The 26,762-nt window shown below is 57.0% G+C and carries 24 protein-coding genes and 1 pseudogene; 10 read left to right on the top strand and 15 right to left on the bottom strand.

Going from position 1 to position 26,762, the window contains the following annotated elements; all coding sequences use genetic code 11:
• Positions 1-120: 120 nt before the first annotated feature.
• Positions 121-1,509: a 30S ribosomal protein S12 methylthiotransferase RimO gene (rimO, locus tag ACR0DS_RS03025; protein WP_480557768.1), complete on the bottom strand. Its 1,389-nt coding sequence runs from the start codon at positions 1,507-1,509 to the stop codon at positions 121-123.
• 95 nt (positions 1,510-1,604) lie between these two features.
• On the opposite strand from rimO, the gene ACR0DS_RS03020 reads away from it, so the two are divergent.
• On the top strand, positions 1,605-3,560 hold the full coding sequence (locus tag ACR0DS_RS03020; protein ID WP_480557766.1) for an AsmA family protein: 1,956 nt from the start codon (positions 1,605-1,607) through the stop codon (positions 3,558-3,560).
• A 47-nt stretch (positions 3,561-3,607) separates the two neighbouring features.
• Here the strand turns inward: ACR0DS_RS03020 and ACR0DS_RS03015 are convergent, their stop codons facing one another.
• Genes ACR0DS_RS03015 through ACR0DS_RS03000 form a run of 4 tightly spaced genes read right to left on the bottom strand, consistent with a single transcriptional unit; the run spans position 3,608 to position 8,179 of the window.
• Positions 3,608-5,104, bottom strand: a complete 1,497-nt coding sequence (locus tag ACR0DS_RS03015) for a phosphomannomutase/phosphoglucomutase (protein ID WP_480557764.1) — start codon at positions 5,102-5,104, stop codon at positions 3,608-3,610.
• A gap of 15 nt (positions 5,105-5,119) precedes the next feature.
• Positions 5,120-5,953, bottom strand: a complete 834-nt coding sequence (kdsA, locus tag ACR0DS_RS03010; RefSeq protein ID WP_480557762.1) for a 3-deoxy-8-phosphooctulonate synthase — start codon at positions 5,951-5,953, stop codon at positions 5,120-5,122.
• Between the two features lie 5 nt (positions 5,954-5,958).
• Positions 5,959-7,542 carry a capsule biosynthesis protein gene (locus tag ACR0DS_RS03005; RefSeq protein WP_480539274.1) on the bottom strand — a complete coding sequence of 528 codons (1,584 nt, stop codon included), beginning with the start codon at positions 7,540-7,542 and terminating at the stop codon, positions 5,959-5,961.
• Positions 7,520-8,179, bottom strand: coding sequence for an ABC transporter ATP-binding protein (locus ACR0DS_RS03000; protein ID WP_209504732.1), 660 nt, complete (start codon positions 8,177-8,179; stop codon positions 7,520-7,522). The genes ACR0DS_RS03005 and ACR0DS_RS03000 overlap by 23 nt, the downstream gene beginning before the upstream one ends.
• Positions 8,180-8,428: 249 nt before the next feature.
• Between ACR0DS_RS03000 and ACR0DS_RS02995 the strand changes: the two genes are divergently transcribed.
• Both ACR0DS_RS02995 and ACR0DS_RS02990 read left to right on the top strand, forming a co-directional pair.
• Positions 8,429-9,016 carry a uracil-DNA glycosylase family protein gene (locus tag ACR0DS_RS02995; protein ID WP_480487628.1) on the top strand — a complete coding sequence of 196 codons (588 nt, stop codon included), beginning with the start codon at positions 8,429-8,431 and terminating at the stop codon, positions 9,014-9,016.
• Positions 9,009-9,797, top strand: a complete 789-nt coding sequence (locus ACR0DS_RS02990; RefSeq protein ID WP_480487630.1) for an SseB family protein — start codon at positions 9,009-9,011, stop codon at positions 9,795-9,797. The genes ACR0DS_RS02995 and ACR0DS_RS02990 overlap by 8 nt, the downstream gene beginning before the upstream one ends.
• 59 nt (positions 9,798-9,856) lie before the next feature.
• On the opposite strand, the gene yghU is transcribed toward ACR0DS_RS02990, so the two are convergent.
• Positions 9,857-10,735, bottom strand: a complete 879-nt coding sequence (gene yghU, locus ACR0DS_RS02985) for a glutathione-dependent disulfide-bond oxidoreductase (RefSeq protein WP_480487632.1) — start codon at positions 10,733-10,735, stop codon at positions 9,857-9,859.
• A 248-nt stretch (positions 10,736-10,983) separates the two neighbouring features.
• Here yghU and ACR0DS_RS02980 point away from each other — a divergent pair, with 248 nt between their 5' ends.
• Positions 10,984-11,502: a YHS domain-containing (seleno)protein gene (locus ACR0DS_RS02980; RefSeq protein WP_480475567.1), complete on the top strand. Its 519-nt coding sequence runs from the start codon at positions 10,984-10,986 to the stop codon at positions 11,500-11,502.
• A 49-nt stretch (positions 11,503-11,551) separates the two neighbouring features.
• On the opposite strand, the gene ACR0DS_RS02975 is transcribed toward ACR0DS_RS02980, so the two are convergent.
• A complete protein-coding gene (locus ACR0DS_RS02975; RefSeq protein WP_480556430.1) occupies positions 11,552-12,232 on the bottom strand; it encodes a DnaJ domain-containing protein in 681 nt (226 codons plus the stop codon).
• A 214-nt stretch (positions 12,233-12,446) separates the two neighbouring features.
• Entirely contained in the window at positions 12,447-13,313 is an 867-nt protein-coding gene (metF, locus tag ACR0DS_RS02970; RefSeq protein ID WP_480557760.1) for a methylenetetrahydrofolate reductase [NAD(P)H], read from the bottom strand.
• A gap of 94 nt (positions 13,314-13,407) precedes the next feature.
• Between metF and ACR0DS_RS02965 the strand changes: the two genes are divergently transcribed.
• The 3 genes and pseudogenes from ACR0DS_RS02965 to ACR0DS_RS02955 all read left to right on the top strand — a co-directional run.
• Positions 13,408-14,313, top strand: a complete 906-nt coding sequence (locus tag ACR0DS_RS02965) for a LysR family transcriptional regulator (RefSeq protein ID WP_480482174.1) — start codon at positions 13,408-13,410, stop codon at positions 14,311-14,313.
• 98 nt (positions 14,314-14,411) lie between these two features.
• Positions 14,412-15,197, top strand: coding sequence for an inositol monophosphatase family protein (locus ACR0DS_RS02960; protein ID WP_480482172.1), 786 nt, complete (start codon positions 14,412-14,414; stop codon positions 15,195-15,197).
• Between the two features lie 733 nt (positions 15,198-15,930).
• Positions 15,931-16,025 (top strand): annotated as a pseudogene (locus ACR0DS_RS02955) (transposase zinc-binding domain-containing protein); the annotation flags it as partial.
• 90 nt (positions 16,026-16,115) lie between these two features.
• Here ACR0DS_RS02955 and ACR0DS_RS02950 read toward each other — a convergent pair.
• The 5 genes from ACR0DS_RS02950 to ACR0DS_RS02930 form a co-directional block, all read right to left on the bottom strand.
• Positions 16,116-17,372, bottom strand: a complete 1,257-nt coding sequence (locus ACR0DS_RS02950; RefSeq protein ID WP_480557758.1) for an NAD(P)/FAD-dependent oxidoreductase — start codon at positions 17,370-17,372, stop codon at positions 16,116-16,118.
• Between the two features lie 33 nt (positions 17,373-17,405).
• A complete protein-coding gene (locus ACR0DS_RS02945; protein WP_480557756.1) occupies positions 17,406-17,582 on the bottom strand; it encodes a cupin domain-containing protein in 177 nt (58 codons plus the stop codon).
• A 239-nt stretch (positions 17,583-17,821) separates the two neighbouring features.
• Positions 17,822-18,559, bottom strand: a complete 738-nt coding sequence (locus ACR0DS_RS02940; protein ID WP_480557754.1) for an amino acid ABC transporter ATP-binding protein — start codon at positions 18,557-18,559, stop codon at positions 17,822-17,824.
• Positions 18,556-19,212, bottom strand: a complete 657-nt coding sequence (locus tag ACR0DS_RS02935; protein ID WP_480557752.1) for an amino acid ABC transporter permease — start codon at positions 19,210-19,212, stop codon at positions 18,556-18,558. The genes ACR0DS_RS02940 and ACR0DS_RS02935 overlap by 4 nt, the downstream gene beginning before the upstream one ends.
• A 79-nt stretch (positions 19,213-19,291) precedes the next feature.
• Positions 19,292-20,035 (bottom strand): ABC transporter substrate-binding protein, encoded by a 744-nt coding sequence (locus tag ACR0DS_RS02930; RefSeq protein WP_480616676.1) that lies wholly within the window; start codon positions 20,033-20,035, stop codon positions 19,292-19,294.
• A 114-nt stretch (positions 20,036-20,149) separates the two neighbouring features.
• Here ACR0DS_RS02930 and ACR0DS_RS02925 point away from each other — a divergent pair, with 114 nt between their 5' ends.
• Positions 20,150-20,890, top strand: coding sequence for a cupin domain-containing protein (locus ACR0DS_RS02925; protein ID WP_480557748.1), 741 nt, complete (start codon positions 20,150-20,152; stop codon positions 20,888-20,890).
• Positions 20,891-21,302: 412 nt separating this feature from the next.
• Here the strand turns inward: ACR0DS_RS02925 and ACR0DS_RS02920 are convergent, their stop codons facing one another.
• Both ACR0DS_RS02920 and putA read right to left on the bottom strand, forming a co-directional pair.
• Positions 21,303-22,046: a rhomboid family intramembrane serine protease gene (locus ACR0DS_RS02920; RefSeq protein ID WP_480557746.1), complete on the bottom strand. Its 744-nt coding sequence runs from the start codon at positions 22,044-22,046 to the stop codon at positions 21,303-21,305.
• 42 nt (positions 22,047-22,088) lie between these two features.
• Positions 22,089-25,487, bottom strand: a complete 3,399-nt coding sequence (gene putA / locus ACR0DS_RS02915; RefSeq protein ID WP_480557744.1) for a bifunctional proline dehydrogenase/L-glutamate gamma-semialdehyde dehydrogenase PutA — start codon at positions 25,485-25,487, stop codon at positions 22,089-22,091.
• Positions 25,488-25,595: 108 nt separating this feature from the next.
• Here putA and ACR0DS_RS02910 point away from each other — a divergent pair, with 108 nt between their 5' ends.
• Entirely contained in the window at positions 25,596-26,078 is a 483-nt protein-coding gene (locus ACR0DS_RS02910; RefSeq protein ID WP_480482166.1) for an Lrp/AsnC family transcriptional regulator, read from the top strand.
• A 30-nt stretch (positions 26,079-26,108) separates the two neighbouring features.
• Positions 26,109-26,675 carry a tetratricopeptide repeat protein gene (locus ACR0DS_RS02905; RefSeq protein WP_480482164.1) on the top strand — a complete coding sequence of 189 codons (567 nt, stop codon included), beginning with the start codon at positions 26,109-26,111 and terminating at the stop codon, positions 26,673-26,675.
• The last annotated feature ends 87 nt before the right edge of the window (positions 26,676-26,762 follow it).

Below are 26,762 nucleotides of genomic sequence, written 5' to 3'. Positions count from 1 at the left end.
TGATTGCGGACCGCCTGCACCATTTTCAGGAATTATCGCCGCCATTCATGGCGGTTTTTTTCTACCTGCGCTGTACGGGGTAACTATTCACCCGAGGGCATTATGGGCAGGTTACTGGCGTCAAACGGGTTTCCCCCACAGATCGTATTCCCCCGCCTCGTCCACTTCGACCGTGACGATATCGCCGGGTTTGAGGCCTTCGAAGCCCTCGTCAATGAACAGGTTGCCGTCGATCTCAGGCGCGTCCGATTTGGTGCGGCAGGTGGCGGCTTCGTCATCCACTTCGTCAACGATTACTTGAAGCGTTTGTCCGACTTTAGCTTGCAACTTGGCTTCTGAAATGGCCTGAGCCTTTTCCATGAAGCGATCCCACCGCTCTTGCTTGATTTCGGCCGGGACATGATCAGGCAGGTCGTTTGAGCGCGCACCATCCACGTTTTCGTATTGAAAACAGCCGACACGATCCAGTTGCGCCTCGTCCATCCAGTCCAGCAGGGTTTGGAATTCGGCCTCGGTCTCACCCGGATAACCGACGATAAAGGTCGAACGCAGGGTGATATCGGGACTGATTGCGCGCCAGGCCTGAATTTCGTCCAGAGTTTTGGCCGCTGCGGCGGGGCGGGCCATCCGTTTCAGAACATCCGGGTGGGCGTGCTGGAACGGGATATCCAGATAGGGCAGTATGTTGGACCCGGCGTCCGCCATCAGCGGGATCAACTCGCGCACATGCGGATAGGGATAGACATAGTGCAGCCGTACCCAGGCATCCATCTGACCCAGTTCTCGGGCCAGATCGGTGATGTGGCTGCGCGCCTCGCGGTCTTTCCACGGGATCACATCGTATTTCCGGTCCAGCCCATAGGCCGAAGTATCCTGCGAGATCACCAACAGTTCACGCACGCCATTTTCGACCAGCTTTTCCGCCTCGCGCAGAACCGCATGGGCCGGACGGCTGGCCAGTTTTCCCCGCATATCGGGGATGATGCAGAACTTGCATTTGTGGTTACAGCCCTCGGAGATTTTCAGATAACTGTAGTGGCGGGGGGTCAGTCGAACGCCGCTGGCGGGCAGCAGATCAACGAACGGGTCAGGGTCAGGGGGAACGGCGGCGTGAACCGCATCCAGAACCTGCTCGTACTGATGCGGTCCGGTGACCGCCATGATGCGGGGGTGGTGCTCGCGGATGTAATCCGGTTCGGCCCCCAGACAGCCGGTGACGATGACCTTGCCGTTTTCAACCAGCGCCTCTCCGATTGCGTCCAGCGATTCCGCCTTGGCGCTGTCGAGGAACCCGCAGGTGTTCACAATGACGGCATCGGCCCCGGCATAATCGGGCGAAATGCCGTATCCTTCAGCACGAAGCCGGGTCAGAATGCGTTCGCTGTCGACCAAAGCTTTTGGACAGCCCAGCGACACCATGCCGATCGTCGGCTGGTTTGAACGGGGTGTCTCGGTGATCCGGGCGGCCGGAGCCAGGTCGGGGCGGAGGTTTGGCGGGTTCGTCGTCATGGCGCGGCATATAGTGGGGAAAGCTTCCTCTTGCAAATGTGACGTGCGATTTGAATGATCGCGGCAAAGACAAGCCAAAAGGCGGAGAGCAGATCATGAAATGGCTGATACGCATCCTGTTTATTGTTGTGGCAGTGATTGCGCTGGTAATTGGCGCGCTTTTGCTGATGCCCGGAGACAAGCTTGGCGCGATTCTGGCTGAGCAGGTCAAAGCCCAGACCGGGCGCGAACTGAGATTGAGCGGCGACGTGCGCCTGTCGTTCTGGCCGGTGCTGGGGATGGAAACCGGGCCCGTGCGTTTTGGGAACGCCAGCTGGGCCGGGCCAGAGCCGATGCTGAGCGCTGATAGCCTTGCCGTGGGCGTGGATGCTGCTGCGCTTTTGAATGGGGATCTGCGGATCAAACGCGTTTTCGCGGAAAACCCGGTGCTGCGGCTGGAGCGTTCGCAAGGGCGCGGAAACTGGGAGCTGAGCGCGCCTGTGACCACCGCGACGGCCACACCGTCTGCAGGGACGGTTCCGGCCAGCGCATCGTCGGCCGTAACTTTGGAAGAGTTGCAGCTTAATAATGCGCGACTGATCTATGTGGAAGACGGTGCCACGCAGATGGACTTTCCTGATGTAACCTTGTCGGCCAGTTGGCCTCAGGTCACTGCACCGATGGTAATGGAGGCATCAATGCCTGTACCCGGAGGTGCTGTTCAGGTCGATCTGAAGATTCCGGACTTGCCAGCTTTTGCCGCAGGGTCCGTAACCGCGCTTGAATTGGCCTTGACTGCACCGGGCGGCAAGATCGGCTTTGACGGCCACGTCAATCTGGCCGGAGAGATGGACGGAACCACAAAGATCATCACCCAAGATACAGAAAAGATGCTGGCGGCCTTCGGTCAGGCGGGCGTGACTGTGCCGTCTGGATTGGGTAACGTTGCCGATATCTCTGCGCAAATGACCTATACGCGGGACGGTCGGATTTCCCTGCGAAATATGACAGCGCAGTTGGATGGCAACCGGTTTGTCGGAGAGGCGGATATCACCATTTCCGATCCCCCTCAGATCGTCGCACGCCTGGATGCGGGCGATCTGGACCTGTCGAAGATATCCGAAACCGGCACCGGGTCGGGTGGCGCGTCTCAACCTGCCTCACCAGCTCAGGAAGGTTGGTCAAAAGACCCAATCGACGCATCCGCGTTGGCTTTGGCGAATGGCAATATTCGCCTGACGGCCAACTCAATCGCAGTTCCCGGCATGACGTTTGGGAAAAGTGACCTGACGCTGACACTGGATCACGCGCGGGCGGTTCTTGCGATGCATCCGGCGACGTTGTTTTCGGGTCAGTTGAACGGGCAGGTGGTTGCCAACAATCGCAATGGCCTGTCCGTGGGCGGCAAGGTGACGGCAAGTGAGATTGATCTGAAACAGGCATTGTCAACGTTGGCCGGTGTCGAACGCCTGTCGGGAAGCGCGGCAGGAACCATTGAGTTTCTGGGTGTCGGTCAGTCTGAGGATCAGATCATGCGGTCTCTCAGCGGTAAGGGGAATCTGGATGTCGGGACGGGGGTAATATCCGGTTTCGATCTGGATCGACTTATGGGGCAGGGGACCGGATCGGGCGGAACAACGGTGTTCAACAGCCTGTCGGCCAGCTTCACCATCGATCAGGGTGTGTTGACGAATAACGATCTGCTTATGTCGCTTAAGAATTTCCGCGCCGATGGTCAGGGGGTCGTGGGGCTGGGTGCGCGCAATATCGATTATCTGTTCACGCCCGTAGCTTTGCGGGCCAATTCGGGGCAGGGCATATCGGTGCCTGTGCGTATCGTTGGCCCGTGGAGCAACCCGTCAATCAAGCCGGATCTGACCAAGGTCATCGAAGCAGCGGCAGATGTGAAGGTCAAAGAGCTGGAAAACGACGCGAAACAGAAAGTTTTCGAGAAGGTTGGAAACGAGCTGGATACCACCATCACGGACAGCGATCAGATCGAAGATGCGCTTAAGAACAAGCTTGAAGAAGAGGCGAAGAAAGGGCTGCTCAAACTGTTTGGCGGCAACTGAGCAAGTGTTGCGCTTGGGGCAATCAGATATGCCCCAAGCAGTTTTCTTCAGATGGTCTGGTCGTAATCTCCAACACCGGGTTCGGTTCTGATCACCGCATCGATATCGACAAAGATCGCCCGCATCTCAGCCTCGCTTTCGCTGCTTTCACAGACGACCACCAGATTGGGTGTGTTGGATGAAGCCCGCACCAGCCCCCAGCTGCCATTGTCCAGAATGACACGTGCGCCGTTCACCGTAACGACCTCTTTGATCGCACGGCCTGCGAGTGTTTCGCCCGCATCTCCCTTGGCAACGAGCTTGTCGACCAGACGCTGCAGGATATCGTATTTTTCGGTATCTGCTGCATAAGGTGACATGGTGGGCGTCGACCATGTCTTGGGCAGCGCCTTGCGCAGGTCGGACATGCTTTGATCCGGGTTGCGGTCCATCAGCTTGCAGATCTCGACCGCGACGCGCATTCCGCAGTCGTAACCGCGCCCGACCGGTTCGGCCAGAAAGTAATGGCCCGACTTTTCGAACCCAGCCAGCGCGCCGATTTCTTTGACGCGCCGTTTCATGTGGCTGTGGCCGGTTTTCCAGTAATCCGCCTTGACGCCAAGGGACTGCAACTCGGGATCGCTGGCAAACAGGCCGGTAGATTTCACATCTGCGACAAAGGTCGATCCGGGGTGCAGCTTGGCCAGATCGCGGGCCATGATCACGCCCACCTTGTCGGCAAAGATTTCTTCACCTTCATCATCGACGACGCCGCAACGATCACCGTCACCGTCAAACCCAAGTGCCAGATCGGCACCGCTGGATTTTACCGTTGCCGCCATGTCATGCAGCATTTCCATCGCTTCGGGGTTCGGGTTGTAATTCGGGAAAGTGTAATCCAGCCGGTTATGGCTGGGGACGACCTCAACCCCCATCCGTTCGAAGATTTCGGGCGCAAAGGCCGAAGCGGTACCGTTTCCGGTTGCGCAGACAATCTTTAGCGGGCGGGACACTTTGAAATCACCGACGAGGTCGTCGATATACGCTTCCTTCACGCCCTCGACGAATTCCCAAGATCCACCCTCATGCGTCTGACCTTCGCCGTTTAGAACGATGTCGCGCAATTCAGACATCTCGTCGGGGCCGTGTGTCAAAGGGCGGTCAAAGCCCATTTTGACCCCAGTCCAGCCGTTTGGATTGTGGCTGGCCGTAACCATCGCCACGGCCGGTACATCCAGATGAAACTGCGCGAAATAGGCCATTGGGCTAAGCGCAGGGCCAATGTCTTTCACGCGGATACCGGCCTGCATCAATCCCAGGATCAGGGCGTTTTTGATCGCCAGTGAATAGTCACGATAATCGTTTCCTACGGCGATCACGGGTTCGATCCCGCGCCTGCGCATTTGGGTACCCAGCCCAAGGCCCAGCGCTGTCATGCCTGGAAGGTTGATCTCTTCCGGATATTTCCAGCGGGCGTCATATTCGCGAAACCCGGTGGGTTTGATCATCGCGTCGCGCAGAAAACTCCAGGTGTTCGGTGTTACCTCGGGAATTGGTTTGGTCATAACAAGTCTCAGTAGTTAAATCTGAATAGGATCAGCTTTGGCCAGCGCATCGAAGCGCATCAAAGTGTCAATGAGTTGGGGCATCTGATCCAACGGAATCATGTTGGGCCCATCCGAAGGGGCATTGTCCGGATCCTGGTGTGTTTCAATGAACACCGCGCCAATACCCAGCGACACGGCGGCGCGCGCCATGACCGGTGCAAATTCGCGTTGCCCGCCCGAGGAGCCACCTTTTCCTCCCGGTTGCTGCACGGAATGGGTCGCATCCATCACCACCGGGTATCCGGTTTGGGCCATTTGCGGCAGGGACCGCATATCAGCCACCAGCGTGTTATAGCCGAACGAAGTGCCACGTTCGGTCAGCAGGATATTCGTGTTGCCTGTGCTTTCGATCTTGGACACGATATTGGGCATCTCCCACGGCGCAAGAAACTGACCCTTTTTCACATTGACCACTGCTCCCGTATTGCCCGCAGCCAGCAGCATATCCGTCTGGCGGCACAAGAACGCCGGGATTTGCAGGACATCTACCGCCTTGGCAGCGATGGCGCACTGCGCTTCGGTATGAACATCGGTCAGGACCGGTATGCCCATTGTCTTGCGGATACCGTCCAGAACCTGCAACCCCGCATCAATGCCCATGCCGCGCTTGCCGGACAGCGAGGTCCGGTTCGCCTTGTCATAAGATGCCTTGAAGACATATTGCGCACCGGCTGCATCGCAGGCCTCTTTCATCTTGCCAGCAATCATCTGTGCGTGGTCTGCCGTTTCAAGCTGGCAAGGGCCTGCAATGATGGTCAGCGGAAGGTCGTTGCCGACTGTCAGGTCGGAGATTTTTACATGTTTCATGAGTCTTATGAGGATACCTGTTCACGAAGGACCGACGCGGTAAGCGAGATCATGAGGTAGATACCAGCAAACAACAGGAATGCCAAAATCGTATTTTCGAACTTGCGCGGATAGCTGGGTTCCTGACTTGGGATCGGGTTCACCGAGACGGTCAGGTAACGCACCTGCCGGTTAGCTTCGGATCGGGTCGATTCCATTTGCTGCATTGCCGTTTGCAGCATCATGTCCCGTGCCGCCAGATCCGCCTGAGCGATCTGGATGCGCACGCTCAACCGCGCCAGCGAATTTTCGCCATCGGAAGCATCCTGCATCTCGGCATTTAGTTGTTCCAGCACCTTTTCAAGCCGGGCAATGTCAGCCTTGACGCCGTCGACCTTGGCTTTGTTCGGACGCAGGTTGTCTTGCAGGGCGGCAAGTTCAAGCTCTTTGTCCTGCACCAATATCTCGATCTCGTTGATGCGGGCGCGGAGGCTGGCAATGACATTCTCGGGGTCCAGTACCGCCCCTTGAAGCTGAAGCTCGATCAATTCCTCCTGCGCCTGCCGCCGCGCCTCCTGCGCCGCTTCAAAGCTTTCCAATGCGTCGCGCATCTGGTCTTCGCGCTTCTTGCCGGACAGGGCATTCACCCGGGCTTCGGCGTAAGAAATCAAACGCTCCGAGAACTCGGTCGAGGTCTGTGCGTCTGGTGCAACAACCTCCATCCGGATGACCCCTTCGGTTGGATCATACCCGATTGTAATCATGCGTTTGAACAGCTTGTATGCGTCTTCCAGCGTGGCGTCGGGTGATAGCCTTTGAATCGGATCAATCACTTCCTGCTTGAAGACATCAGAAAAACCGGCGTCTCGATCCAGCAGCAACAAGGCCTCTTTCGATTCCAGGAAAGATTGAACCGAGATTGAATCCTGCGTGGTGGCGAATTGCGTCCCGGCAAGCAGCCCGCCGATGGAACCCGGCCCGCCATCGGCTTGCAGGATCAGAAACTCGGAATCGCTGGCATACATCGGGGTGGCGATGCGATAGAAATAGAACCCCACAACAAAGGTCGGCAGAAACACAAAGGCGGCCAGACGCGCGAACAGGCCAAACAGTTTACGCCTGCGTCGGCGCGCGATGTCCTTCTGAATCTGACCGATTTCAAGGTTCCGCCGCTCAGCCGGGCTGAGCTCGGGTCCCGGAAGGTTTGGCGTGCTTGCGCCTACGGATTGCGGCAACTGAATGCTGATCTTGTCTTTGACCTTCGAACTGTCGCCCTGTGCCGAGGGCTTTGCCGCGGCAAGATCAAGAAGGTTCGTGCGCTGAAACGGATCAATGCCTTTCTTGCGCAGCAAGCGCACCGCATCATAGTCCGATGTTGCTGCCAGTCCGTGTTTCTGCGCGAGTTTACGCGCAATGCGCAACTGGCGACCTGTCAGACCTTCGCGCTTGATGTCGTCAATTTGCGTGCCTGGCTGGGCCTCGGCCGCCGGCGCCTGACCTTGCGTCGCGCCCCGTATGCGCGAGATTGCATCCGCTCGCGCCTCGGCCGAATCGTCCACCTGTCGATTGCTGCGCCAGTTGTACTTTCTAACCTTGGGTTTCGTAGTCATATAGCTGCTTTGCCTCTTCCAAGGAGTCAAACATGTACAATTGCCCGTCCAGCAGAACGGCGGCCTGCTGAGCGAATTTTTCCAAAACAGTCGGGCTGTGCGACACGATCACCAATGTCGTGGTGCGCAACCTTTCCTTCAGGATCGCCCCTGCTTTTTCGTTGAATTCAACATCTGTAGACGCTGGCATCCCTTCATCGACAAGATACATGTCGAAATCCAGCGCCAGCATCAAAGAAAACGTGAATCGTGACCGCATCCCCGAAGAATAGGTGGACAGCGGCTGTTCGAAATATTCACCCAAACCGCAGAGCCATTTGCAATACGCCTCAACATAGTCCGGGTCCATGCCGTAAATCTTGGCGATGTATCGCGCGTTCTCAAGCGCCGACAACTTGCCGGTTACACCCCCGGTGAAACCCATGGGGAACGAGACCCGGCATTCGCGGCGGATCACACCCTCGTCGGGTTTTTCCAGACCGGCCATCATGTTGATCAGCGTGGTTTTGCCAGTACCATTCGGGGCCAGAACGCCCAGCGACGTGCCCAGTTCGACACGGAACGAGACCCGGTCCAGGATCACCTTGCGGCGCGTCCCGGTCCAGAAGGACTTGCTGACATTGTCGAACTCTAGCATTCGGGGCCTGCTGCTCGTTTCCGTTGTGTCGCCGCGCTTTCAGGCGGTCAGAAAGGATGGTTTTTACCGTTCCATGTTGGCTACATTATGTCGAATTATGAAACAAATGTTCAATGCATTGCTGCCGACCCCTCAAACAACTGATCGGTTGTCGGCAATTCCGCTGCACTTCTAGAAATCTACCGCACCATTATTATGTGGTTTCACACCCGATCCTTGCAAAACAGCTTTGGGAGGTTTTGCAACAAGATGAAAGATTTAGATGGCGAAATCCGAGCGTGCCGCCTGTGCGCCGCGTCCTTTGCGCAAACCAAAACAGCCCATGAACCCCGCCCGGTGGTTTGGTTTCGGCGCGGAACACCCATCCTGGTCGCGGGGCAGGCACCGGGTGCGCGCGTGCACGAGTCAGGGCGGCCCTTTACAGACCCGTCAGGCGACAGGCTTCGCCAATGGCTTGGGGTCAATGAACCTGTTTTTTATGATCGTGACCTCGTGTCGATTGTGCCCATGGCATTCTGTTTCCCCGGCTATGATGCCCGCGGCGCGGACCTTCCTCCGCCCGCGATATGCGGTAAAACTTGGCATGACAGGGTGATGCAGGAACTGGGGCAGGTGCCGTTGACGGTGTTGGTCGGTAGCCATGCGCATAAATATCATCTGGGTGCGCGGGGGTCGGTGACGGACACCGTTCGGAACTGGCAGGACCATGCGCCGCGGGTCTTTGCCTTGCCTCATCCGTCCTGGCGGAATACGGCATGGGTAAAGAAAAACCCGTGGTTCGAGGCAGAACTGCTGCCGGTTCTGCGCGCGCGGGTCCAAGAGGTGCTGAATGACTGAAACCACAGCGTTGGACACGGCGCATGCCGCGATGCTGGCAGATCCGCAGAACGATGCTGCCCGTCTGCAGTTTTTTGAACGGCTTGCTGATAGTGAGCTGTTCTTGATGCTGACCGAAGAAGCGGTGGGCGAAAACATCTCGCCCGAAGTGTTCGATGTGGCCGACGGGCGCTTTGTGTTGGCTTTCGACCGCGAGGAACGATTGGCGCGGTTTGCCGGGCGGCCCGTGCCTTATGTTGCGCTGTCGGGGCGCGTGTTGTCGGGGATGCTGGCAGGGCAGGGTATCGGGCTGGGCCTGAACCTGGAAACTGCGCCATCATCCATGCTGGTGCCTGCCGAGGCCTTGGGCTGGCTGGCCGAAACGTTGCAGCATGGCCCCAAAGAGGTCGAGGAAAAGCTGGCCGAGTTCATGCCTCCCGCCGGTTTGCCGGACAGCCTGTTGACCGCCCTTGATGCAAAACTGGCAACTGCTGGTGGGCTTGCCAGTGCAGCCTATCTGGTCGCCACGAAATCCGAGGCGGGCGCTCAGGGTCATTTGCTGGGGTTTGTCGGTGCGGTCGAGGGGGCCGAGCCAGCGCTGGCCAAGGCAGCTTCAGAGGCGTTGACGTTTTCGGGGATCGAAGCGGGGGCGATGGATGTCGGGTTCTTTGCCACAGATGACGCCGCTGCAGCGCTGCTGGCGAAGACGGGGCTTCGCTTTGACCTGCCCGAACCGCAGGTTGCAGATCTGGTGCGCGAGGTTCCGGGCAGCAATCCCGCGAAACCGCCAATTCTGAAGTAACGGCCAAAACGCAAACACGCGGCGCACAATGCACCGCGTGTCACTAGGATGGGACTCTGCTATTCCGCAGCAGCTTCCAGTTTGTCCTGCGTACGTGTTTCGAAATCACTGGCGTCGTGACGCTCGTGAAGCTGCGTGTGCGGCTCGCCAAAGGCGCGGTTGACCATACGGCCACGCTGAACCGCAGGCCGTGCGTCAATCGCCTTGGCCCAGCGCACCACGTTCTTGTAGGATTCCGCATCAAGGAACTCTGCCGCGCTATACAGACGGCCCAGAACCAGTTGACCGTACCACGGCCAGATCGCCATGTCGGCAATCGTATATTCCTCGCCCGCGATATAGGTCTTGTTCGCCAGTTCCCTGTCCAGAACGTCCAGCTGGCGTTTTGCCTCCATCGCAAAGCGGTTGATCGGGTATTCCCACTTTTCGGGCGCGTAGGCGTAGAAATGGCCAAACCCGCCGCCCAGATAAGGGGCGCTGCCCATTTGCCAGAATAGCCAGTTCATGACTTCGGTCCGTTCCGGCCCGGACGCGGGCAGAAACTCTCCGAACTTCTCAGCCAGATGAAACAGGATCGAGGCACTTTCAAACACCCGAGCCGGCTTGTCGCCAGAGCGATCCCAAAGGGCGGGGATTTTCGAGTTTGGGTTGACCTCGACAAACCCTGAACCGAACTGGTCGCCCTCGCCGATGTTGATCAGCCAGGCGTTGTATTCAGCGCCTTCGTGACCCAATGCCAGCAACTCTTCCAGCATAACGGTGACTTTGACACCGTTGGGCGTGGCAAGGGAATACAACTGCAATGGGTGGCGTCCAACCGGCAAGTCCTTGTCATGGGTTGCGCCGGCAATAGGTCGGTTAATGTTGGCGAACTGTCCGCCACTTTCACTGTCCCATGTCCAGACTGCTGGTGGGGTATACGAAGATTGGTCGCTCATGTCTTGCCTTTCATGCCTTTGTCCGGGCCGCGTTCGATGCAGTCTTACAGGTAGTGTTGCAATCCGCCGAGTCCAACCCAGCTTTTCCGGCATAATTTGTAATAATCCGCGACCAAACTCTCACGTTTGCTCGAGAGGGGTCACAGCGGCGCGAGGAGGGCTACGAACAGAATGGGAATCGCATATTGTTTTGCCAGACCTGCCATCACGGCGTCACCGATACCGCTGGAACGAAAAGGATAAACTACATGAAACGCTTTGCTTTGACCTTTGCTGCGGCCATGGCCCTGGCCGTTCCGGCATTTGCCGGGCCGCAATATATTGACGGCACAGGGTTTGCCGTCTCGGGGTATGATGTTGTCGCCTATCGCAACCTGGATCAGGTACCGGTAGGTCAGCCACAGCACGAAGGCGTGCGTGGCAATGCCAGCATTACTGCCGAATACAATGGTGCAACCTGGGCATTCTCGTCCGAGGAAAACCGCGACAAATTTCTGGAAAACCCGGCCTATTATGCCCCGCAATATGATGGGCACTGCGCCTATGGTGTGTCGCGCGGTGGCAAGGTTCCGGCAAACCCGAACTTGTGGCGGATCGTTGACGACAAGCTGTATCTCAACATAACGGATGTGGTCGTCGGGTTCTTCGAAGAAGACATTCCGGGCAACATCAACCTTGCTGAAGGCAACTGGCCGGGTATCGAGCCGTCTGACGCCTCGACCAGCGTGATCCCGAAATTTACCTCGGAAGGTCCGGTGAAAAACTGACCCGGCCAAAATTGCACAAAGCCCGGCTTACCCAGCCGGGCCTTTTCGTTCAGCCAGCAAGCCAGAACTGATCCCGTATCGTCTGGTCGGCGTCAAACCGGATCCTGACGCTCTTGGCACCCGGAAATTTGCGTTCTCGGATCGTATCGGGAATGACGACTTCCCCAGCGCCCGTATCGCTGGATTGAAAGCTCAGGATTTCCGCTGTGGTGTGCCGCGCACTGGTCAGAACGGTCGTTGGCAAAGCCACACGATTTGCGCCTTGATTGACGGGTGTCGTGACGAAGTAAGTCAGGTGCCGCCCAAAGCATCCGACCGCGTCGGGAACATGGTCAGCAACACCGCTGCCGCATTTGGGTTGAATACCAGGCTGACTGTTCATATGCGACAGCGCTTGCCCCGGATTCAGCATTGCCTCACAGGCGGCAATATCTTCCTGCGGAAGCTCGATGATACGTTTCTTCAACCGTGCCCGACGTGGTTGTGGCGGGCCAGCAGCGGCACCGCCCTTTGTCGCCAGCCCTTCTTTGCGTAGAAAATCATAGGCTGCCTTGGCGCGCGAAAACCCGGAACTGTCGCCTTCCTTGTGATCAGGATGCGTGTGAAAGGCGATGTGACGCCAGGCCTCTCGTATTTCACTGGAATTGGCAGACGGGTTCAGGCCCAGATCTGCCAGGGCATCCGTGCGTGCCCTAACCTTATCGACAGGTTCCATACTCAAAACACTCATTAAAAACTACACAGCCCTAGTGTTGCCGAGGGCATGGTTTTGTCAAATTTCATGGTTGATTGAGAGGGAAGCTGACAACAATCGCGATGCGAGGATTCCATTGTTCCGCAAAGGCGTGAATTCGCGGATGTAACTGTGAAACAGGTCACGCATAAGAAAAGGAAAACGCCCGGGAAAATTCGTAACCCGGGCGAATCATTGAATTTTTCAGTTGTCAGGCGACGTTTTGAAGATCGACTTGTGGCGTAATTCCAAGGGCAAAGCACACATCGCGCGTCAATTCCGGGCGGTTGAGGGTATAGAAATGCAGCTTGTCCACGCCACCTTCGATCAGGTCCGAGCACAACTCGGTGCAGATCGCAGTTGCCAGCAGATCCTCACGCCCGTCGCGCACGGCCTTTTCAAAGGCTTGTTCGACCCAATCGGGAATATGCGTGCCGCAACTTCTGGCGAACTTGCGCGCACCTGCCCAGTTTTCTATCGGCAGAATGCCCGGAACGATCGGTTTGTCGATACCCGCCTTTGCGCAGGCATCACGGAAACGGAAGAAGGTTTCGGCCTCGAAAAAGAATTGCGTCAGCGCTTCGTCAGCGCCCGCGTCAAGTTTGGCCTTTAGCCAGTCCACGTCTGCTGACATGTCGGCAGCTTCAGGGTGCTTGTCAGGATAAGCCCCGACACGGATGCTGAACATTTCGGTTTCAGCCAGCGCCTCAATCAACTCAATCGAACTGTTAAAGCCTTCGGGGTGCGGTACGAACCGATCATGCCCTTTTGGCGGGTCGCCCCGCAGGGCCACGATGTCCTGCACGCCCGCACGTGCGAATGTGTCGGCGATCTCCAGCGTTTCCTGCCGCGAAGCGTCAACACAGGTCAGATGCGCAGCGACGTTCAAACCAGAGGATTTATGCAGGGTTGCGACCGCGTCGCGCGTCAGTTCCCGGGTCGTACCGCCTGCACCGTAGGTGACGGAAACAAAACGGGGCTCCAGCGGTGCCAATGTCTGGACCGTATCCCAAAGGCGGAAAGAAGCCTCCAGAGTTTTGGGCGGAAAGAACTCGAATGAAATTTCGGGTTTGGACATGGCTGCCTCACTGGATCAACTGACTATCTTGTGCCATGACGGGCATTGTGAGACAAACTCATATTATTCAACAACAACATGAACGATACTTGAGATGCACATTGAATTCCGCCACCTGCGTACCATCAAGGCGATCCATGAATGCGGTGGGTTGGCGCGCGCTGCCGACCAATTGAACATCACTCAATCCGCATTGAGTCATCAGATCAAAGGGTTGGAGGATCAGGCCGGGGTCGAGCTGTTTCTGCGACGTTCAAAGCCGATGAAGCTGTCAGCCGCCGGTTTGCGTCTGCTGCGGTTGGCCGAGCAGATCCTGCCGCAGGTCGAGGCGGCACAGAATGAGTTTTCATCGCTGCGGGACGGGCGTACCGGGCGGATGCATATCGCCATCGAATGCCACGCGTGTTTCGAATGGCTGTTTCCGGTTCTTGAATCCTTCAGGAAATCCTGGGGCGACGTGGATGTCGATATCCGACCCGGTCTGGCCTTCGACGCCCTGCCAGCCTTGCAGAAGGAAGAGGTTGATCTGGTGGTCTCATCCGATCCCGAAGACCTGCCGGGTGTCGAGTTTGTGGAGCTGTTTGACTACAACCCCGTCTTTGTCGCTGCATCAGCCCATCCACTGGCGGAAAAAGCCTATGTCGAGGCTGAGGATTTCCGAGGCCAGACCCTGATCACCTACCCGGTGGAACGCACACGTCTGGATGTGTTCAGCCAATTGTTGATCCCTGCACGGGTCGAACCCGCCTCGATCAGGCAGGTGGAACTGACAGCTGTCATCCTGCTTCTGGTGGCCTCAAACCGAGGCATCTCGGTTCTGCCGGATTGGGTCGTGCGCGAGGTCAAATACAACTCGGACTATGTGACCCGCCCCCTGACCAAAGAGGGGATTACGCGTCGCCTTTATGCAGCGGTCCGATCAGAAGATCTGGACAAGCCCTATGTGCAGGAACTGGTAAAACTGGCCCGCGAAGAGGCGCGCAAGCTGCAATCCCGGTAGAGGCGTTTTCTGCGGGTCTGTTATGCACATCATTCCTCTTGGCAAGGAAGCCTTGCGGCAGTATACGCGCGGTTTGACCGGACAGGAGCCTTTTTACAATGGTTGGCAGTGCAAATCTCAACATCATGATCAAGGCCGCGCGCAAGGCGGGGCGTTCTTTGGTCAAGGATTTCCGTGAAGTCGAGAATCTGCAGGTGTCGATGAAGGGCGCGGGCGATTTTGTGTCTAAGGCCGATATCGCGGCCGAAGCCATCCTGAAGGACGAGTTGCTGGGTGCGCGCCCGACCTATGGCTGGCTGGCTGAAGAGGGTGGCTCCATCGACGGAGAAGACCCGACCCGCCGCTGGATCGTTGACCCGTTGGACGGCACCACCAATTTTCTGCATGGCCTGCCGCACTGGGCGATTTCCATCGCGCTGGAGCACAAAGGCAAGATCGTAGCCGGCGTGATCTATGACGCCGCCAAGGATGAGATATTCTTTGCCGAAAAAGGCGAGGGCGCGTGGATGAACGACACCCGAATTCGAGTGTCGGGGCGTCACCGCATGATAGAATCGATCTTTGCAACCGGCCTGCCCTTTGGGGGTCGTTCTGACCTGCCTGCAACCCTGCAGGATCTGGCGCGTCTGATGCCCGCTTGCGCCGGTGTGCGCCGTTGGGGTGCTGCGGCGCTTGACATGGCATATGTGGCTGCGGGCCGGTACGAAGGCTTCTGGGAACGCCGCCTGAACGCGTGGGATGTCGCCGCCGGTATCATCATCGTGAAAGAGGCGGGCGGCTTCGTCCAGGCCCTGAACCCCGAGGGTAACGCGCTGGAAGATGGTGAAGTGATCTGTTCGAATGAACCGATCTTTGATCAATTCGCCAAAGTCATCCGGGGCTGATCGCCCACAGGCGCTAACTTAAGCGATCCATAAATCAGTCTTGCTCTGTTTTGGAAGGCGTAAGACTGGTTTCAATCCCGAGTTAAAGGGCCGGAGCGGGCTTGTTTCCGTTCATGGTGATGTAGTTGACATTTGGGTGGCCACACGGGAAGCCGGTGCCTGCCAACGCAGCCGGAAGGTCGCGGTCTCCCAGTCATTTTTGCGGCTTGCCAGCATTTTAGGTCCTGTGGCCATTCACTGTCGTCCGCTTCGGCCTGCGCAGCGTCTGCCGGGATCACGGTTTGTAGGACGTTGGTGTATTGAAGCGGCCCCGCGGGAGTGCAAGCTGGCTGGAAACAACATGCCAGATGCTTTTGGCGGATAAGATCAAGATCTGGTCACATGAACGTTCGGTTGCCTCATTGGTTGACGGAATAACGGTCATGGGACCCGGAAAGTTCGGTCAGGCGTGGCGATTGCACTATCGTTGCGGGGTGACGGACATATTACGGGCCATTGAGGTTACCGACGGGCATAGTGGTGAATGCCACAAGCACTTTCCGGTTCATACCGGGGATATTGCCGATGGTGCCCGCGCCAATGAGAGGCCGTCGCGGCTGGAGTATACTCTGGAGAGCGGTGCCGATTTCATTGTCCGCTCGGGATGGCCCGCGTATCAACAATCGTCACCAAATGGCGATGTGTTCAGCATGACGTGTACAAGTTCGGCTAAAACTGGCTTAGCCGCGAAAGCCAGAGACCGGCGAAGCGCGAGTGGATGGCCTCGCGGAAGGAGAACCTGCTTCCCATAGAGTACTTCCACACTTTGTCTTCACGCTGCCAGCCGATCCCGAGCACCACGTCTGGACATGACAGCTGTGCTATGGGGCCGCTGCTATCCTTCGAGGTGCTTGCTGATGCGCCAGGTCGATTCTCAGATCACCTCTCCAGTAAGTCCCGCAGACGAAAGTACCAGATCGCGGCGGTGCCGTAATATGGGTGCAAGCGATGAAAGGGGAGCTGCTTCATCCGGTCCGCCGGCAACGGCAGAGGAATGGAAGAGTTCGCCAGATGGGCACCAATTGCCGCCCCCAATGCACTGCCAAGCGCCAGACCTCTGCCATTATACCCCAGTGCGGCCGTGACTCCGGCAGCCGGTTGATAGATATGAGGCAGGTGGTCCAAATTCATTGCAGCGCGACCAGACCACATAAATTCCAACTCTTGATTTTCCAAAGAAGGGAAAAGCGCCTTCAAGTCAGCATGGATACGTTTGAAAGAGTTCGGCCCGCGTGGTTCTGCAAAATGTCCTCGCCCCCCCACCATGAGACGGTTCCCCGGGCCAATCCGAAAATAATTAGCGATACGCCGAGTGTCCGATACAACGCAGCCTTCGGGCAAGATTGATTGGCTAATGCTTTCGGGCAGAGGCTTTGTGGCCACCTGAAAACTGTTGGCGGGCACCATTGTCTGGCGCAATCCGGGCCACAGGTGGCTTGTATAGCCGTTGGTCGCCAGCACCACCTGATCTGCTTTGATCTGCCCTTGCTCGCCTACCGACAGTTTCCATCCCGCTCCATCTGATTGTATCCGGGAAACAGGGCTCTTGCCGTAAATCTTACACCCGGCATCCGCAGCCGCTTGTGCAAGCCCGGTGGCATAATTCAGCGGGTGCACACAGCCAGCCCTCCGGTCTTTCCAACCTGCAACAAACCTTCTTGAACCCGTCTGACGAGCGACCTGCGCAGCATCCAGCCATTCGACGGAGGCCCCCCGCTTTTCCCATTGCTGCATCCGGCTTTGCAAAGTGGGGATATGCGAGGTTTTTACAGTTGTCTGAATCCAGCCGTCCTGGCGGTGGTCACATTGGATGTTATGTCTATCGATAATATCAAACACATGTTGCGCAGCACCGCCGACAAATTCGGTGGTTACCTCGCCATACATGCGGTCCAGCTTGTCAGGATCGTACTTGAGGCCGGGAATGACCTGACCACCATTTCTCCCACTGGCACCAAATCCAGGTTGCTCAGCTTCAACGACGATGACGTTTGCACCCGCTTCAGCAAGAGAAAGAGCACAGGAGAGGCCAGTGTAACCTGCGCCTACGATCGCGACATCAGCCTTGCAGTTGCCGGCCAAAGCGGGGAATTTTGGGGTGCTATTTGCCGTAGCGGACCAGATAGAGTCTAGCATTGCGGTCAAACTCCGAATCTCAAAATACGGTCGTCAATTTGCGTTCTCTACCAGGAAATAGAGCTTGCGGACGTGGGAGTGGATTGCCCAGGTGCCTTTCCAACCTTTGGGCAGGGCAAGAAAATCATTCGCGCCAAGGGTTACGGAACGGCCACCATCGGCATCAGTGATCGTCGCCGAACCGGACAGAATGTGACAGTATTCTGCCATGCCACTACGGTCTGCGGTGAACTCGCCCGGAGTGCATTCCCAGTACCGATCTTGGTATCGCCTGTTGGCGATGTGTAAACGTGCGCAGTAGCTTACTGTTGCCCCGGCGTCAGGGTTGTCGGTTTGGGTCTGTAGTCGCCAACTTGGATCGCATCGAGATCTTTCAGGCCAACAAGATTGAACATTGTTGTTCTCCGTAAATGTCATTGGGGCAGCGGCTGGATTTAACCAGCATCATTTCACCCTTGTTCAGGGTGTGTGACCCGCCTTAGGAATTCCTGGGTGCGCGGATGTGTTGGATTTCGCAAAACTTCCTGCGCCTTACCCTGCTCAGCGATTTGACCCTTATCCAGGAACAGCACGCGGTCAGCGACTTCCCGGGCAAATTGAATCTCATGGGTCACCACAAACATGGTCATGTGCTCCTCAGCGAGGGCGCGCATAACCTGTAACACCTCGCCGACCATTTCCGGATCAAGTGCCGATGTTGGTTCGTCGAGCAAAATGGCTCTGGGTTGCATAGCCAAGGCCCGGGCAATAGCGACCCTTTGCTGTTGCCCTCCGGACAGCGAGGCAGGGTAGGCGTTGATTTTTTCGGCTAATCCGACCCGCTCCAGATATCCGATTGCGCGATCCCGCACCTCGGACTTGTCCTGTTTCAGAACATAAAGCGGCCCCTCCATGACATTCTCCAAAGCCGTTCGGTGGGGGAAAAGGTTGAAACGTTGGAACACCATAGCCACTTGCGCTCTAAGTTGGTGAATTGTCGGTGATGCGACATCGACACGCTTCCCATCGATCAGAATGTCACCTGCCTGGTAAGATTCCAGACCGTTTACGCACCGGAGCATCGTTGATTTACCAGAGCCCGAAGGCCCGATAAGGCAAACAACTTCGCCCACTTCGACATTGGCGTTGATACCTTGCAACACGTTCAGTGAGCCGAAGGATTTATGAACCTCCTTGAATTCGATCATTTTGCGTCGCCCATTTTGTTTTCCATTCGCCGGATCGCGATGTTCAGGGGGATGGTCAAGCTCAGGTAAAGCAGCGCAACCAAAGTGAAAATTGTCATGTTGTCGAAGGTTGAAGAAGCCAGTGTTTTTCCCCGCATGGTCAACTCGGCAACTGAAATAACAGAGATCTGTGAACTGTCTTTGAGTAGCATGATCGTATTGTTGCCATAGGGTGGCAGGACAATTCTAAACGCCTGCGGCAGTACCACTCGACGCATCATCATACCGTGCTTCATTCCGATGGCTTTTGCCGCCTCTACCTGGCCGCGGTCTACCGCCTCTATCCCCGCACGAAAGGTTTCGCCGATATAGCAGGAATAGGTCAGCGCCAACCCGATGATGCCAGCCTGAAACGCGGTAAGGTCGATGCCGATTTCGGGCATCACAAAATAGATATAGAACAAAACCACGAGGATCGGGATGCCGCGTATGAATTCTGTCAGATACCGAATACCTTGAGCAAGGACTGGGATTCCTGAAGTTCTGAGCAGAGCCCACAATAATCCCAACAAGGTTGATAAAAGCAGTGCAAGCACTGTGACGGCAATTGTAAGCTTCAATCCACTCCAAAGCAGAGGTAGATACTCGATCGAGCGTTCAAGAAAGGTTGACATTGGCGCTGTTCCTACGGTCGTAGCGCTGGCACATCACTTGGTGAGCTGCCAGCGCCCTCTTGCTGGATAGGGAAGTTTCTCAAAGGCCGTATTTGTTGAAGATGGCCTTCAGCTCACCCGAATTCTGCAACTTTGCTAACGCCCCGTTCACCTGTTTCAGCAGCTCGGCATTTCCTTTGTCTACAGCCAACCCGACTCTGCCCGGTTTCATTGGTTCATAGCCTTCAACCAGACGAACACCCAGATTGGGATATTGTGAAATCTGGTATCCGACAATGGGGCCGTCGCCGAAACCCGCTTTGATCCGACCAAGTTGAACGTCGCGCATGATATCTACGATCGAGTCATACAACTTGATCTCGCCGAATCCCCCAATCTCCGCCAGGGAATCCGCGTACACAGTTCCAACCTGCGCTCCAATCACCTCGCCCGCTAGATCGTCTCGCGTATAGTTTTCAGGGTTGTCCGCAGCGACGAACATGGCGTCCCCATAGCTGTAGGGGCTGTCTGAGAAGTCAACGACCTCTGCGCGTTTGTCGGTGATCAGCATGCCCGCAGAGATAAGATCAATCTTTCCTGTGGTCAGCGCGGGAATGAGTGCCGAAAACGCAGTAACTTCAAATTGCATCTCCATTCCGATTTCCGCACCAATCGCATTTGCAATGTCAACCATGGCTCCTGTCGGTTGTCCGGTTTGGATATCAACAAACGTAAACGGCACACCCGTGGTCGTTACCCCGGCATTAAGAGTTTCCGCGAAAGTGCCGTTCGCAACAGACAGCCAGGTCGCTGCAGCGAGTGTGGTAAGTATTTTCATGTTCATGAAACTTCCCCTTGTTGGTTCTTCACTGTTCTGAGGTCCTGCGGACCCGCCTGACAGGTCAACATTCCTCGAATGTAGATGAGATTGAAAAATTTTCGACATTCTTTCATTAAAATGAAATATTATGCTTATGCGGGCTTCTTCCACGGTCAATGTGAAAAGCTGGGTGTATTTCATGGACATGAAGAGTGGTGGAAGGTATTCTTCGTATTCAAGCAACGAAGAGAGCGTGTCTTTATCATTATGCCAAACAACTCAAATCACTCAGCAGCGGCTGCAACGGATGGAGTAAGCGAAGACGTGCGACTTGGTCGCGCGATACGCGATCGGCGTAAAGAACTGGGACTTACACTGACTTATATCTCTGACGAGGCAGGGATATCGGTGGGCCTACTTAGCCAAATCGAAAGGGGGTTATCGTCGCCGTCGGTTCGGGTCTTGCGCTCGATCAGTGGCGCGTTGCGGTTGTCGGTACTACAGCTGTTCAGTGTAGATGAAAACGAGGCGGCAGATGATGAGAGCTATATCGTTCGGGCCAATCACCGCAGGTCAATTGATCTCAGCAGTAAGGGGGTGCTCAAGTCCTTTTTGACAGCGCACGACGAAGGTGAATTACAGGTCATGGATCTAGATCTTGAGCCGGGAGGCGGATCAGGTGATGTACCGTATTCTCATGCCGGTGAGGAATGCGGGGTCGTGATTGAAGGATGTCTGGAAATATCGATTGATGGCAGGCCGCATATCCTGAACCAAGGGGATTCATTTCATTTTGAAAGTAGCCTCTCTCATCGGTATCGAAACCTTGGCGAGGGAAAATGCAGGGTTATCTGGGCAACGACTCCTCCAATCTGGTAGTGTTGAGGCAGGGGGTTCAGCAATGAACCGCTCAACGTCAAACTTTTTTCGGAGCTTGGGCAACGCACCTGGCTGCTCGGAGCGAAATCTGACACCTCAGGTGCGAACAATTACCGTGCCGGTGAACGGCGAGCGTGCCTTGCAACCCTGAATTTGGAATCTAGTCTCGCAGGGCCAAGCTTGAATGGCTGGTTTTAACCCGCGCGGCGGCGTTGAGAATGAAGCAGCCGCGGCGGTTCCCATGCTGCGAACACGCGCACCAAAACTGGCATGCTGACCCCGAGTTCTCTTGGCACCTTCGCCGCGTTCTGCACGAACGGCAACAACCGCTCACAGGATGCGTAGGCTACCCAATTTTGGTATTCGATCTGGTAAGATAGCGCCCATGGGCTGATCGCCCCTCAGTTCAGCTTTATCGACGCGGAACGCGCGGTATACGTGACTGCGACAGCTTATACTTTGCCTCAGGGTGGGGCGGGTGCCCGTGCGTGCGGTTCCAGAATTGCACGCCACCGCGTCGCAGCCATAGCGGCACACATAGGATCAGCCCTACTGCAAATCCGCCGGTATGGGCCCAGTAGGCGATACCGCCTTCGTCCGGGTTGCTGGTGACGCTGCCAAAGAACTGAATCGCCAGCCATACGCCCAGCATGATGAAGGCGGGGATGGTAAAGACCCTGAAATAGACAACCAGGATCAGCAGAATATCCACACGCGCCTTGGGAAACAGCAGTAGGTATCCCCCCATGACACCCGCAATCGCGCCCGAGGCGCCGACGGTAGGCACCTGAGAGTCCGGCCCTGTAACCACATGGATCAGACCTGCGCCGATACCTGCGACCAGGTAGAACAGCAAAAAGGGCAGATGGCCCATTTCGTCTTCCAGATTGTCGCCGAATATCCATAAGAACAGCATGTTCCCGGCCAGATGCATCCAGCCTCCATGCAGGAACATGGATGTCACAAAGGTTTCCAGACCAACCCCATCGCTGACCCGCGCCGGGATGATGGCGTAGTCGAAGAACAGCCGGTTGATAAGTGGCGCATCATTCATGATCCCCACATAGCTGAGGAAGATCAGGATGTTGGCCGCCAATAAGACGTAGACAACATAAGGCGTGCGCCCCGAGGGGTTATGGTCACGTATCGGAAACATGAGGTGACGCTGGGCTTTTGCGCGCCCAGCGTCAAGGCAAGCTTATGCCGCACCTCCCAACAACGCAGCGTTTCCGCCAGCTGCGGTCGTATCGACACACACATGGCGCTCACCCAGCACACGCGCGCGGTCGGGTCTGCCCGGAATCAGGGGAAGAATGGGGCCGTCCCGACGGGCCAGATGCAGTTCGATCTGCTGCGCGGTTTCAGCATCGCCCCACCAAAGAACACCAGAGATACCGGTCAGGTTCTCCAACCGGTGAAGGTCAAGCATTCCGGTTGCCTGAATGGCCGTGCCACCCAGTGCCTGTACGGCTTCAGCCTGCGCGCGCGCCGCCGTTTCCCCCGGCCCCACGCACAGAAGTGGTGGGCGGGGATATTCGCTCAGCCGGTTCGATTCTCCGGTTGGGCCGGGCAGAGAACGGGTCCGGATTGGGGCAGGTTGGCCTTGAGGGGCAGGTAGGTCTGCCAAATGCTCCCAGGATTCTGTCGTGATTTGCCGATCCGGTGCACAAAACCGGGCCATGTAATTCGGGCCGCCCGCCTTCGGGCCGGTGCCTGACAGCCCTTCACCGCCAAAAGGTTGGGAGCCAACGATGGCACCAATCTGATTGCGGTTTACATAGATGTTTCCGGCATGGATTGCTTCGGTCACATGCTGCACCCGGTCGTCGATCCGGGTTTGCAGGCCAAAGGTCAGCCCGTATCCGGTTGCGTTGATATCCGCGATGACCTTGTCGATTTCCTGCGCTTTGAACCGTGCCACGTGCAACACGGGGCCAAAAATCTCGCGCTCCAGCGCGGCAATGCCCGAGATTTCGATCAGCGTGGGGGCAACAAAGATGCCCTCTGTCGGCGGAGGCAGCTCTTTCAGAACGCGCCCTTCGGCCCGTGCAATAGCGACGTGATCGGCGATGACCTGCCGGGCCTGCGCGTCAATCACCGGGCCGCAATCGGTAGAGATCAGCCAGGGGTCCCCGATGCGCAGGGCGTCCATTGCCCCTTTGAGCATGGTCAGCACGTCATTTGCGATATCCTCTTGAAGGTACAGGCATCGCAGTGCGGAACACCGCTGGCCTGCGGATTGAAAGGCACTTTCAATGATCGATTGCACGGCCTGTTCGGGAAGTGCGGTGCTGTCAACGATCATGGCGTTCAGGCCACCAGTTTCCGCAATCAGCGGCGTGCCGGGGCGCATGGACCCAGCCATTGCCGACCGGATTCTGAGAGCGGTTGTTGTCGAGCCGGTGAAGGCCACGCCAGAAACGCGCGCATCCGATGTCAGCGCCGCGCCCACGGTCGGACCACCCGGCAGCAATTGCAGCGCGTGGCGCGGCACACCAGCCTCATGCAGCAATTGAATGGCGCGGTGCGCGATCAGGGGTGTCTGCGGCGCAGGCTTGGCCAAAACGGCGTTCCCGGTTGCCAAAGCTGCCGATATTTGCCCTGAGAAGATCGCCAGCGGGAAGTTCCACGGGCTGATGCAGGTGAATACTCCAGCGGGCTCGGCGTCAGGTATGTTGGCGGCGTAGTAACGCAGGAAATCCACCGCCTCACGCAGTTCCGCCACGGCGTCAGGTAGCGATTTGCCAGCCTCGCGCGCCAGCAGGGCGAACAATTCGCCGTAGTGTGTTTCATAAAGATCGGCGGCAGAGTTCAGGATGCGGGCACGTTCGGCTGCCGGGGCCTGCCACGGCTTTGCCGAAGACAGCGCCAGTTCCACATCTGCTTCACTTGCCGAGGCGACCGCGCCCGGCTTGTCGGCAGGATTCGCCGGGTTGATTACCTGCTCATCCACCTGTGGTTTGGCAGCGTCAGCCAGCAACGGCTGCGCATACCAGTGATACGCACGGAACTGATCCCGCGCTGCATCAATCTTATCCAGCGTCGGGGTGTGGTGTAGATCGAAACCTTTGGAATTGGGGCGTTCCGGCTTGAATAGTTCGGGCCCGGTGGGCAGTGGGGGCGGCGGTGTCAGCACCGTAACAAACGGATCCGAGGCAACCACTTCCGGCGGGACGTTTTCGTCGACAATCTGGTTGACGAAGGATGAGTTTGCGCCGTTTTCCAGCAGACGCCGCACAAGGTAGGCCAGCAGGTCACGATGCGCGCCAACCGGTGCGTAGATGCGACAACGCGTTTTCTGCCTGTTCATCACAAGCTGATGCAATGTCTCACCCATACCATGCAGGCGCTGGAATTCAAAAGGCTGACCTTCGGCCATGTGCAATATGGCGCTGACTGTATGGGCGTTGTGGGTGGCGAATTGCGGATAGATCCGGTTTGTCATGCCCAGCAATTTGCGCGCATTGGCGATATAGGACACGTCCGTGACCGCCTTGTGCGTGAAGACGGGAAAGCCATCCACGCCTTCGACCTGCGCGCGTTTGATCTCGGTGTCCCAATAGGCGCCTTTGACCAGACGCACCATCAGCTTGCGATCGTGGCGTTCAGCCATGTCATAGAGCGTGTCCAGAACCAGCGAAGCGCGTGGCCCATAGGCCTGAACCACGATGCCAAACCCCTCCCAGCCGGCCAGAGCCGGATCGGACATCACCGCCTCAATCACCTGCAATGACAAAGACAGGCGATCCGCCTCTTCGGCGTCGACGTTTAGCCCCATGCCAGCGGCCTTAGCCAAAAGGGCCAGCGCCCGCAGGCGCGGGACCAGTTCATCCATCACCCGCTTTTCTTGTGCCAGTTCATAGCGGGGGTGCAGGGCCGACAACTTGACCGAAATGCCGGGGTTGGCGCGGATATCATCATGGGTGCAGGCTTCGGCGATGGCCGAGATGGCGCGTGAATACGACAGGTGATAACGCGCGGCGTCCGCCTCGGTTCGCGCGGCCTCTCCCAGCATGTCGTAAGAGTAGGTATATCCCTTGCTTTCCATCCCGCGCGCGCGTTCCATCGCAGCGTGAATGGATTCACCCAACACGAATTGCCGCCCCATTTCCTTCATCGCCCGCGACACGGCGGTACGGATCACGGGTTCCCCCAATCGCTTGATGGCCCCGCGCAGGGCGCCAACAGGCGAGGTCTTGCCTTCGTCCAGAACCTTGCCCGTCAGCATCAGTGCCCAGGTTGAGGCGTTCACCAAGGATGAAGACGAGTGCCCAAGATGCTTACCCCAATCCGAAGGGGCGATTTTGTCTTCAATCAACGCGTCAATCGTGTCGGCATCCGGCACGCGCAACAGCGCCTCGGCCAGGCACATCAGGGCGACGCCTTCGTCGGTGGACAGGCCGTATTCGGCCAAAAACACCTCCATCAACCCCGGAGACGTGCTGGATCGGATGTCGCGCACAAGCTGCGCGGCAGCGGCGCTGATGGCGCCGCGGTCCGTGGCGCTCAGGCTGGCCTGAGAGATCAGGGTTTCAAGGATCGCCGACTGGTCAGCATAGGTTGAGGTGTCGATTAATGTACGCAGGGTATGAGACATGGGTCCTCCGGTCTTTGTGCCAATATAACTGCGAAAACTCAGGACAATCGCCTGAGTTTACGGTAATTGAAGGCGGAATACCTGAAATTTCGCCAGAAGGCAGCGCAAATGAACTTTCCCGACCTGGACCGGTTTGACCGGTCGATTCTGAGAATTCTGGCCGAGGATGGGCGCATTTCGGTCGCCGATCTTGCACGCGAAATCGGTCTGTCGAAATCACCGACACAGGCGCGCCTGAAACGGCTTGAAGCAAGCGGGGTGATCAAGGGATACCGGGCGATGCTGGATCCGATCAGACTGGGGCTGGACCACGTTGCCTTTGTCGAGGTGCGTCTGACCGATACCCGCGAAAAGGCACTGGCCGAGTTCAACGCGGCTGTCCGAAAAACTGCCGAGGTCGAGCAAGCCCATATGATCGCTTCGAATTTCGACTATTTGTTGAAGGTCCGCACAGCCACCATGTCAGAGTATCGTCGTGTTCTGGCCGAAAAGATTTCATCCTTGCCGCATGTCGCCAGCACCTCGACCTTTGTGGCGATGGAGGCGGTTAAGGAAACCGGCAGTTTGGGTGGGTTCGAGCATCAGGCTTGACGGATCGGGATTACGAGCCATCCTTGGTACATGATACACGCTTTCCTCGCCGCTCTTGCTGTTGTTGCCTTGTCCTGCGCGGCGCACGCCCAGTCCTGCCCTGATTCTCCGGATCATTCAGAAGGTGTGGATGCGCTAATCAATCAGGTTCAGAAGGCAGAATCGCAAAGTGATGCGCGCGCTATTTCCAACCAGATGTGGGAGCTTTGGACCGATGCGCCAGATGCGCGTGCACAAGGCTTGCTGGACCGAGGAATGGCGCGGCGGGAGGCCTGGGATTTACCGGGCGCGTTGGACGAGCTTGACCAGCTTGTCGAATACTGCCCGAACTACGCCGAAGGCTACAATCAGCGTGCGTTTGTGAACTATCTTCGACAAGACTTCGCTGCTGCCTTGCAGGATCTGAATGTCACGATCGAGTTGTCGCCGAACCATATAGGTGCGCTGAGCGGGCGCGCCTTGTCACTGTTGGGTCTGAAGCGCCTTGACGACGCGCGCGCGGCACTTGCCGAAGCGCTAGAACTTAACCCATGGCTGTCAGAGCGGGCATTGTTGGAACCCGGCGGTCTTTTGGAACCGCCCGGTCAAGATATCTGACGCCGGGTTTTCGAAAGAACCGCAATGGGAAACCGAACCTATTTGCAAGCAAACTGGTCGTGTTGGACCCATCCGAGTTGTTCACTG

This window comes from Ruegeria sp. AF5 (genome assembly GCF_056541905.1).
This window is presented reverse-complemented; position numbering and strand designations above follow the sequence as displayed.

Coding starts and splice junctions, on each gene's coding strand:
- putA (WP_480557744.1), bottom strand. CDS start 25,487: ATGTCTCATACCCTGCGTACATTAATCGACACCTCAACCTATGCTGAC.
- kdsA (WP_480557762.1), bottom strand. CDS start 5,953: ATGAAACATGTAAAAATCTCCGACCTGACAGTCGGCAACGACCTTCCG.
- yghU (WP_480487632.1), bottom strand. CDS start 10,735: ATGAGCGACCAATCTTCGTATACCCCACCAGCAGTCTGGACATGGGAC.
- ACR0DS_RS02945 (WP_480557756.1), bottom strand. CDS start 17,582: ATGGCAGAATACTGTCACATTCTGTCCGGTTCGGCGACGATCACTGAT.
- ACR0DS_RS02995 (WP_480487628.1), top strand. CDS start 8,429: ATGAAAGATTTAGATGGCGAAATCCGAGCGTGCCGCCTGTGCGCCGCG.
- ACR0DS_RS02935 (WP_480557752.1), bottom strand. CDS start 19,212: ATGTCAACCTTTCTTGAACGCTCGATCGAGTATCTACCTCTGCTTTGG.
- ACR0DS_RS02910 (WP_480482166.1), top strand. CDS start 25,596: ATGAACTTTCCCGACCTGGACCGGTTTGACCGGTCGATTCTGAGAATT.
- rimO (WP_480557768.1), bottom strand. CDS start 1,509: ATGACGACGAACCCGCCAAACCTCCGCCCCGACCTGGCTCCGGCCGCC.
- ACR0DS_RS03015 (WP_480557764.1), bottom strand. CDS start 5,104: ATGACCAAACCAATTCCCGAGGTAACACCGAACACCTGGAGTTTTCTG.
- ACR0DS_RS03020 (WP_480557766.1), top strand. CDS start 1,605: ATGAAATGGCTGATACGCATCCTGTTTATTGTTGTGGCAGTGATTGCG.
- ACR0DS_RS02965 (WP_480482174.1), top strand. CDS start 13,408: ATGCACATTGAATTCCGCCACCTGCGTACCATCAAGGCGATCCATGAA.
- ACR0DS_RS02930 (WP_480616676.1), bottom strand. CDS start 20,035: ATGAACATGAAAATACTTACCACACTCGCTGCAGCGACCTGGCTGTCT.
- ACR0DS_RS02950 (WP_480557758.1), bottom strand. CDS start 17,372: ATGCTAGACTCTATCTGGTCCGCTACGGCAAATAGCACCCCAAAATTC.
- ACR0DS_RS02960 (WP_480482172.1), top strand. CDS start 14,412: ATGGTTGGCAGTGCAAATCTCAACATCATGATCAAGGCCGCGCGCAAG.
- ACR0DS_RS02940 (WP_480557754.1), bottom strand. CDS start 18,559: ATGATCGAATTCAAGGAGGTTCATAAATCCTTCGGCTCACTGAACGTG.
- metF (WP_480557760.1), bottom strand. CDS start 13,313: ATGTCCAAACCCGAAATTTCATTCGAGTTCTTTCCGCCCAAAACTCTG.
- ACR0DS_RS02975 (WP_480556430.1), bottom strand. CDS start 12,232: ATGAGTGTTTTGAGTATGGAACCTGTCGATAAGGTTAGGGCACGCACG.
- ACR0DS_RS02980 (WP_480475567.1), top strand. CDS start 10,984: ATGAAACGCTTTGCTTTGACCTTTGCTGCGGCCATGGCCCTGGCCGTT.
- ACR0DS_RS02990 (WP_480487630.1), top strand. CDS start 9,009: ATGACTGAAACCACAGCGTTGGACACGGCGCATGCCGCGATGCTGGCA.
- ACR0DS_RS03000 (WP_209504732.1), bottom strand. CDS start 8,179: ATGCTAGAGTTCGACAATGTCAGCAAGTCCTTCTGGACCGGGACGCGC.
- ACR0DS_RS02920 (WP_480557746.1), bottom strand. CDS start 22,046: ATGTTTCCGATACGTGACCATAACCCCTCGGGGCGCACGCCTTATGTT.
- ACR0DS_RS02905 (WP_480482164.1), top strand. CDS start 26,109: ATGATACACGCTTTCCTCGCCGCTCTTGCTGTTGTTGCCTTGTCCTGC.
- ACR0DS_RS03005 (WP_480539274.1), bottom strand. CDS start 7,542: ATGACTACGAAACCCAAGGTTAGAAAGTACAACTGGCGCAGCAATCGA.
- ACR0DS_RS02925 (WP_480557748.1), top strand. CDS start 20,150: ATGAAATATTATGCTTATGCGGGCTTCTTCCACGGTCAATGTGAAAAG.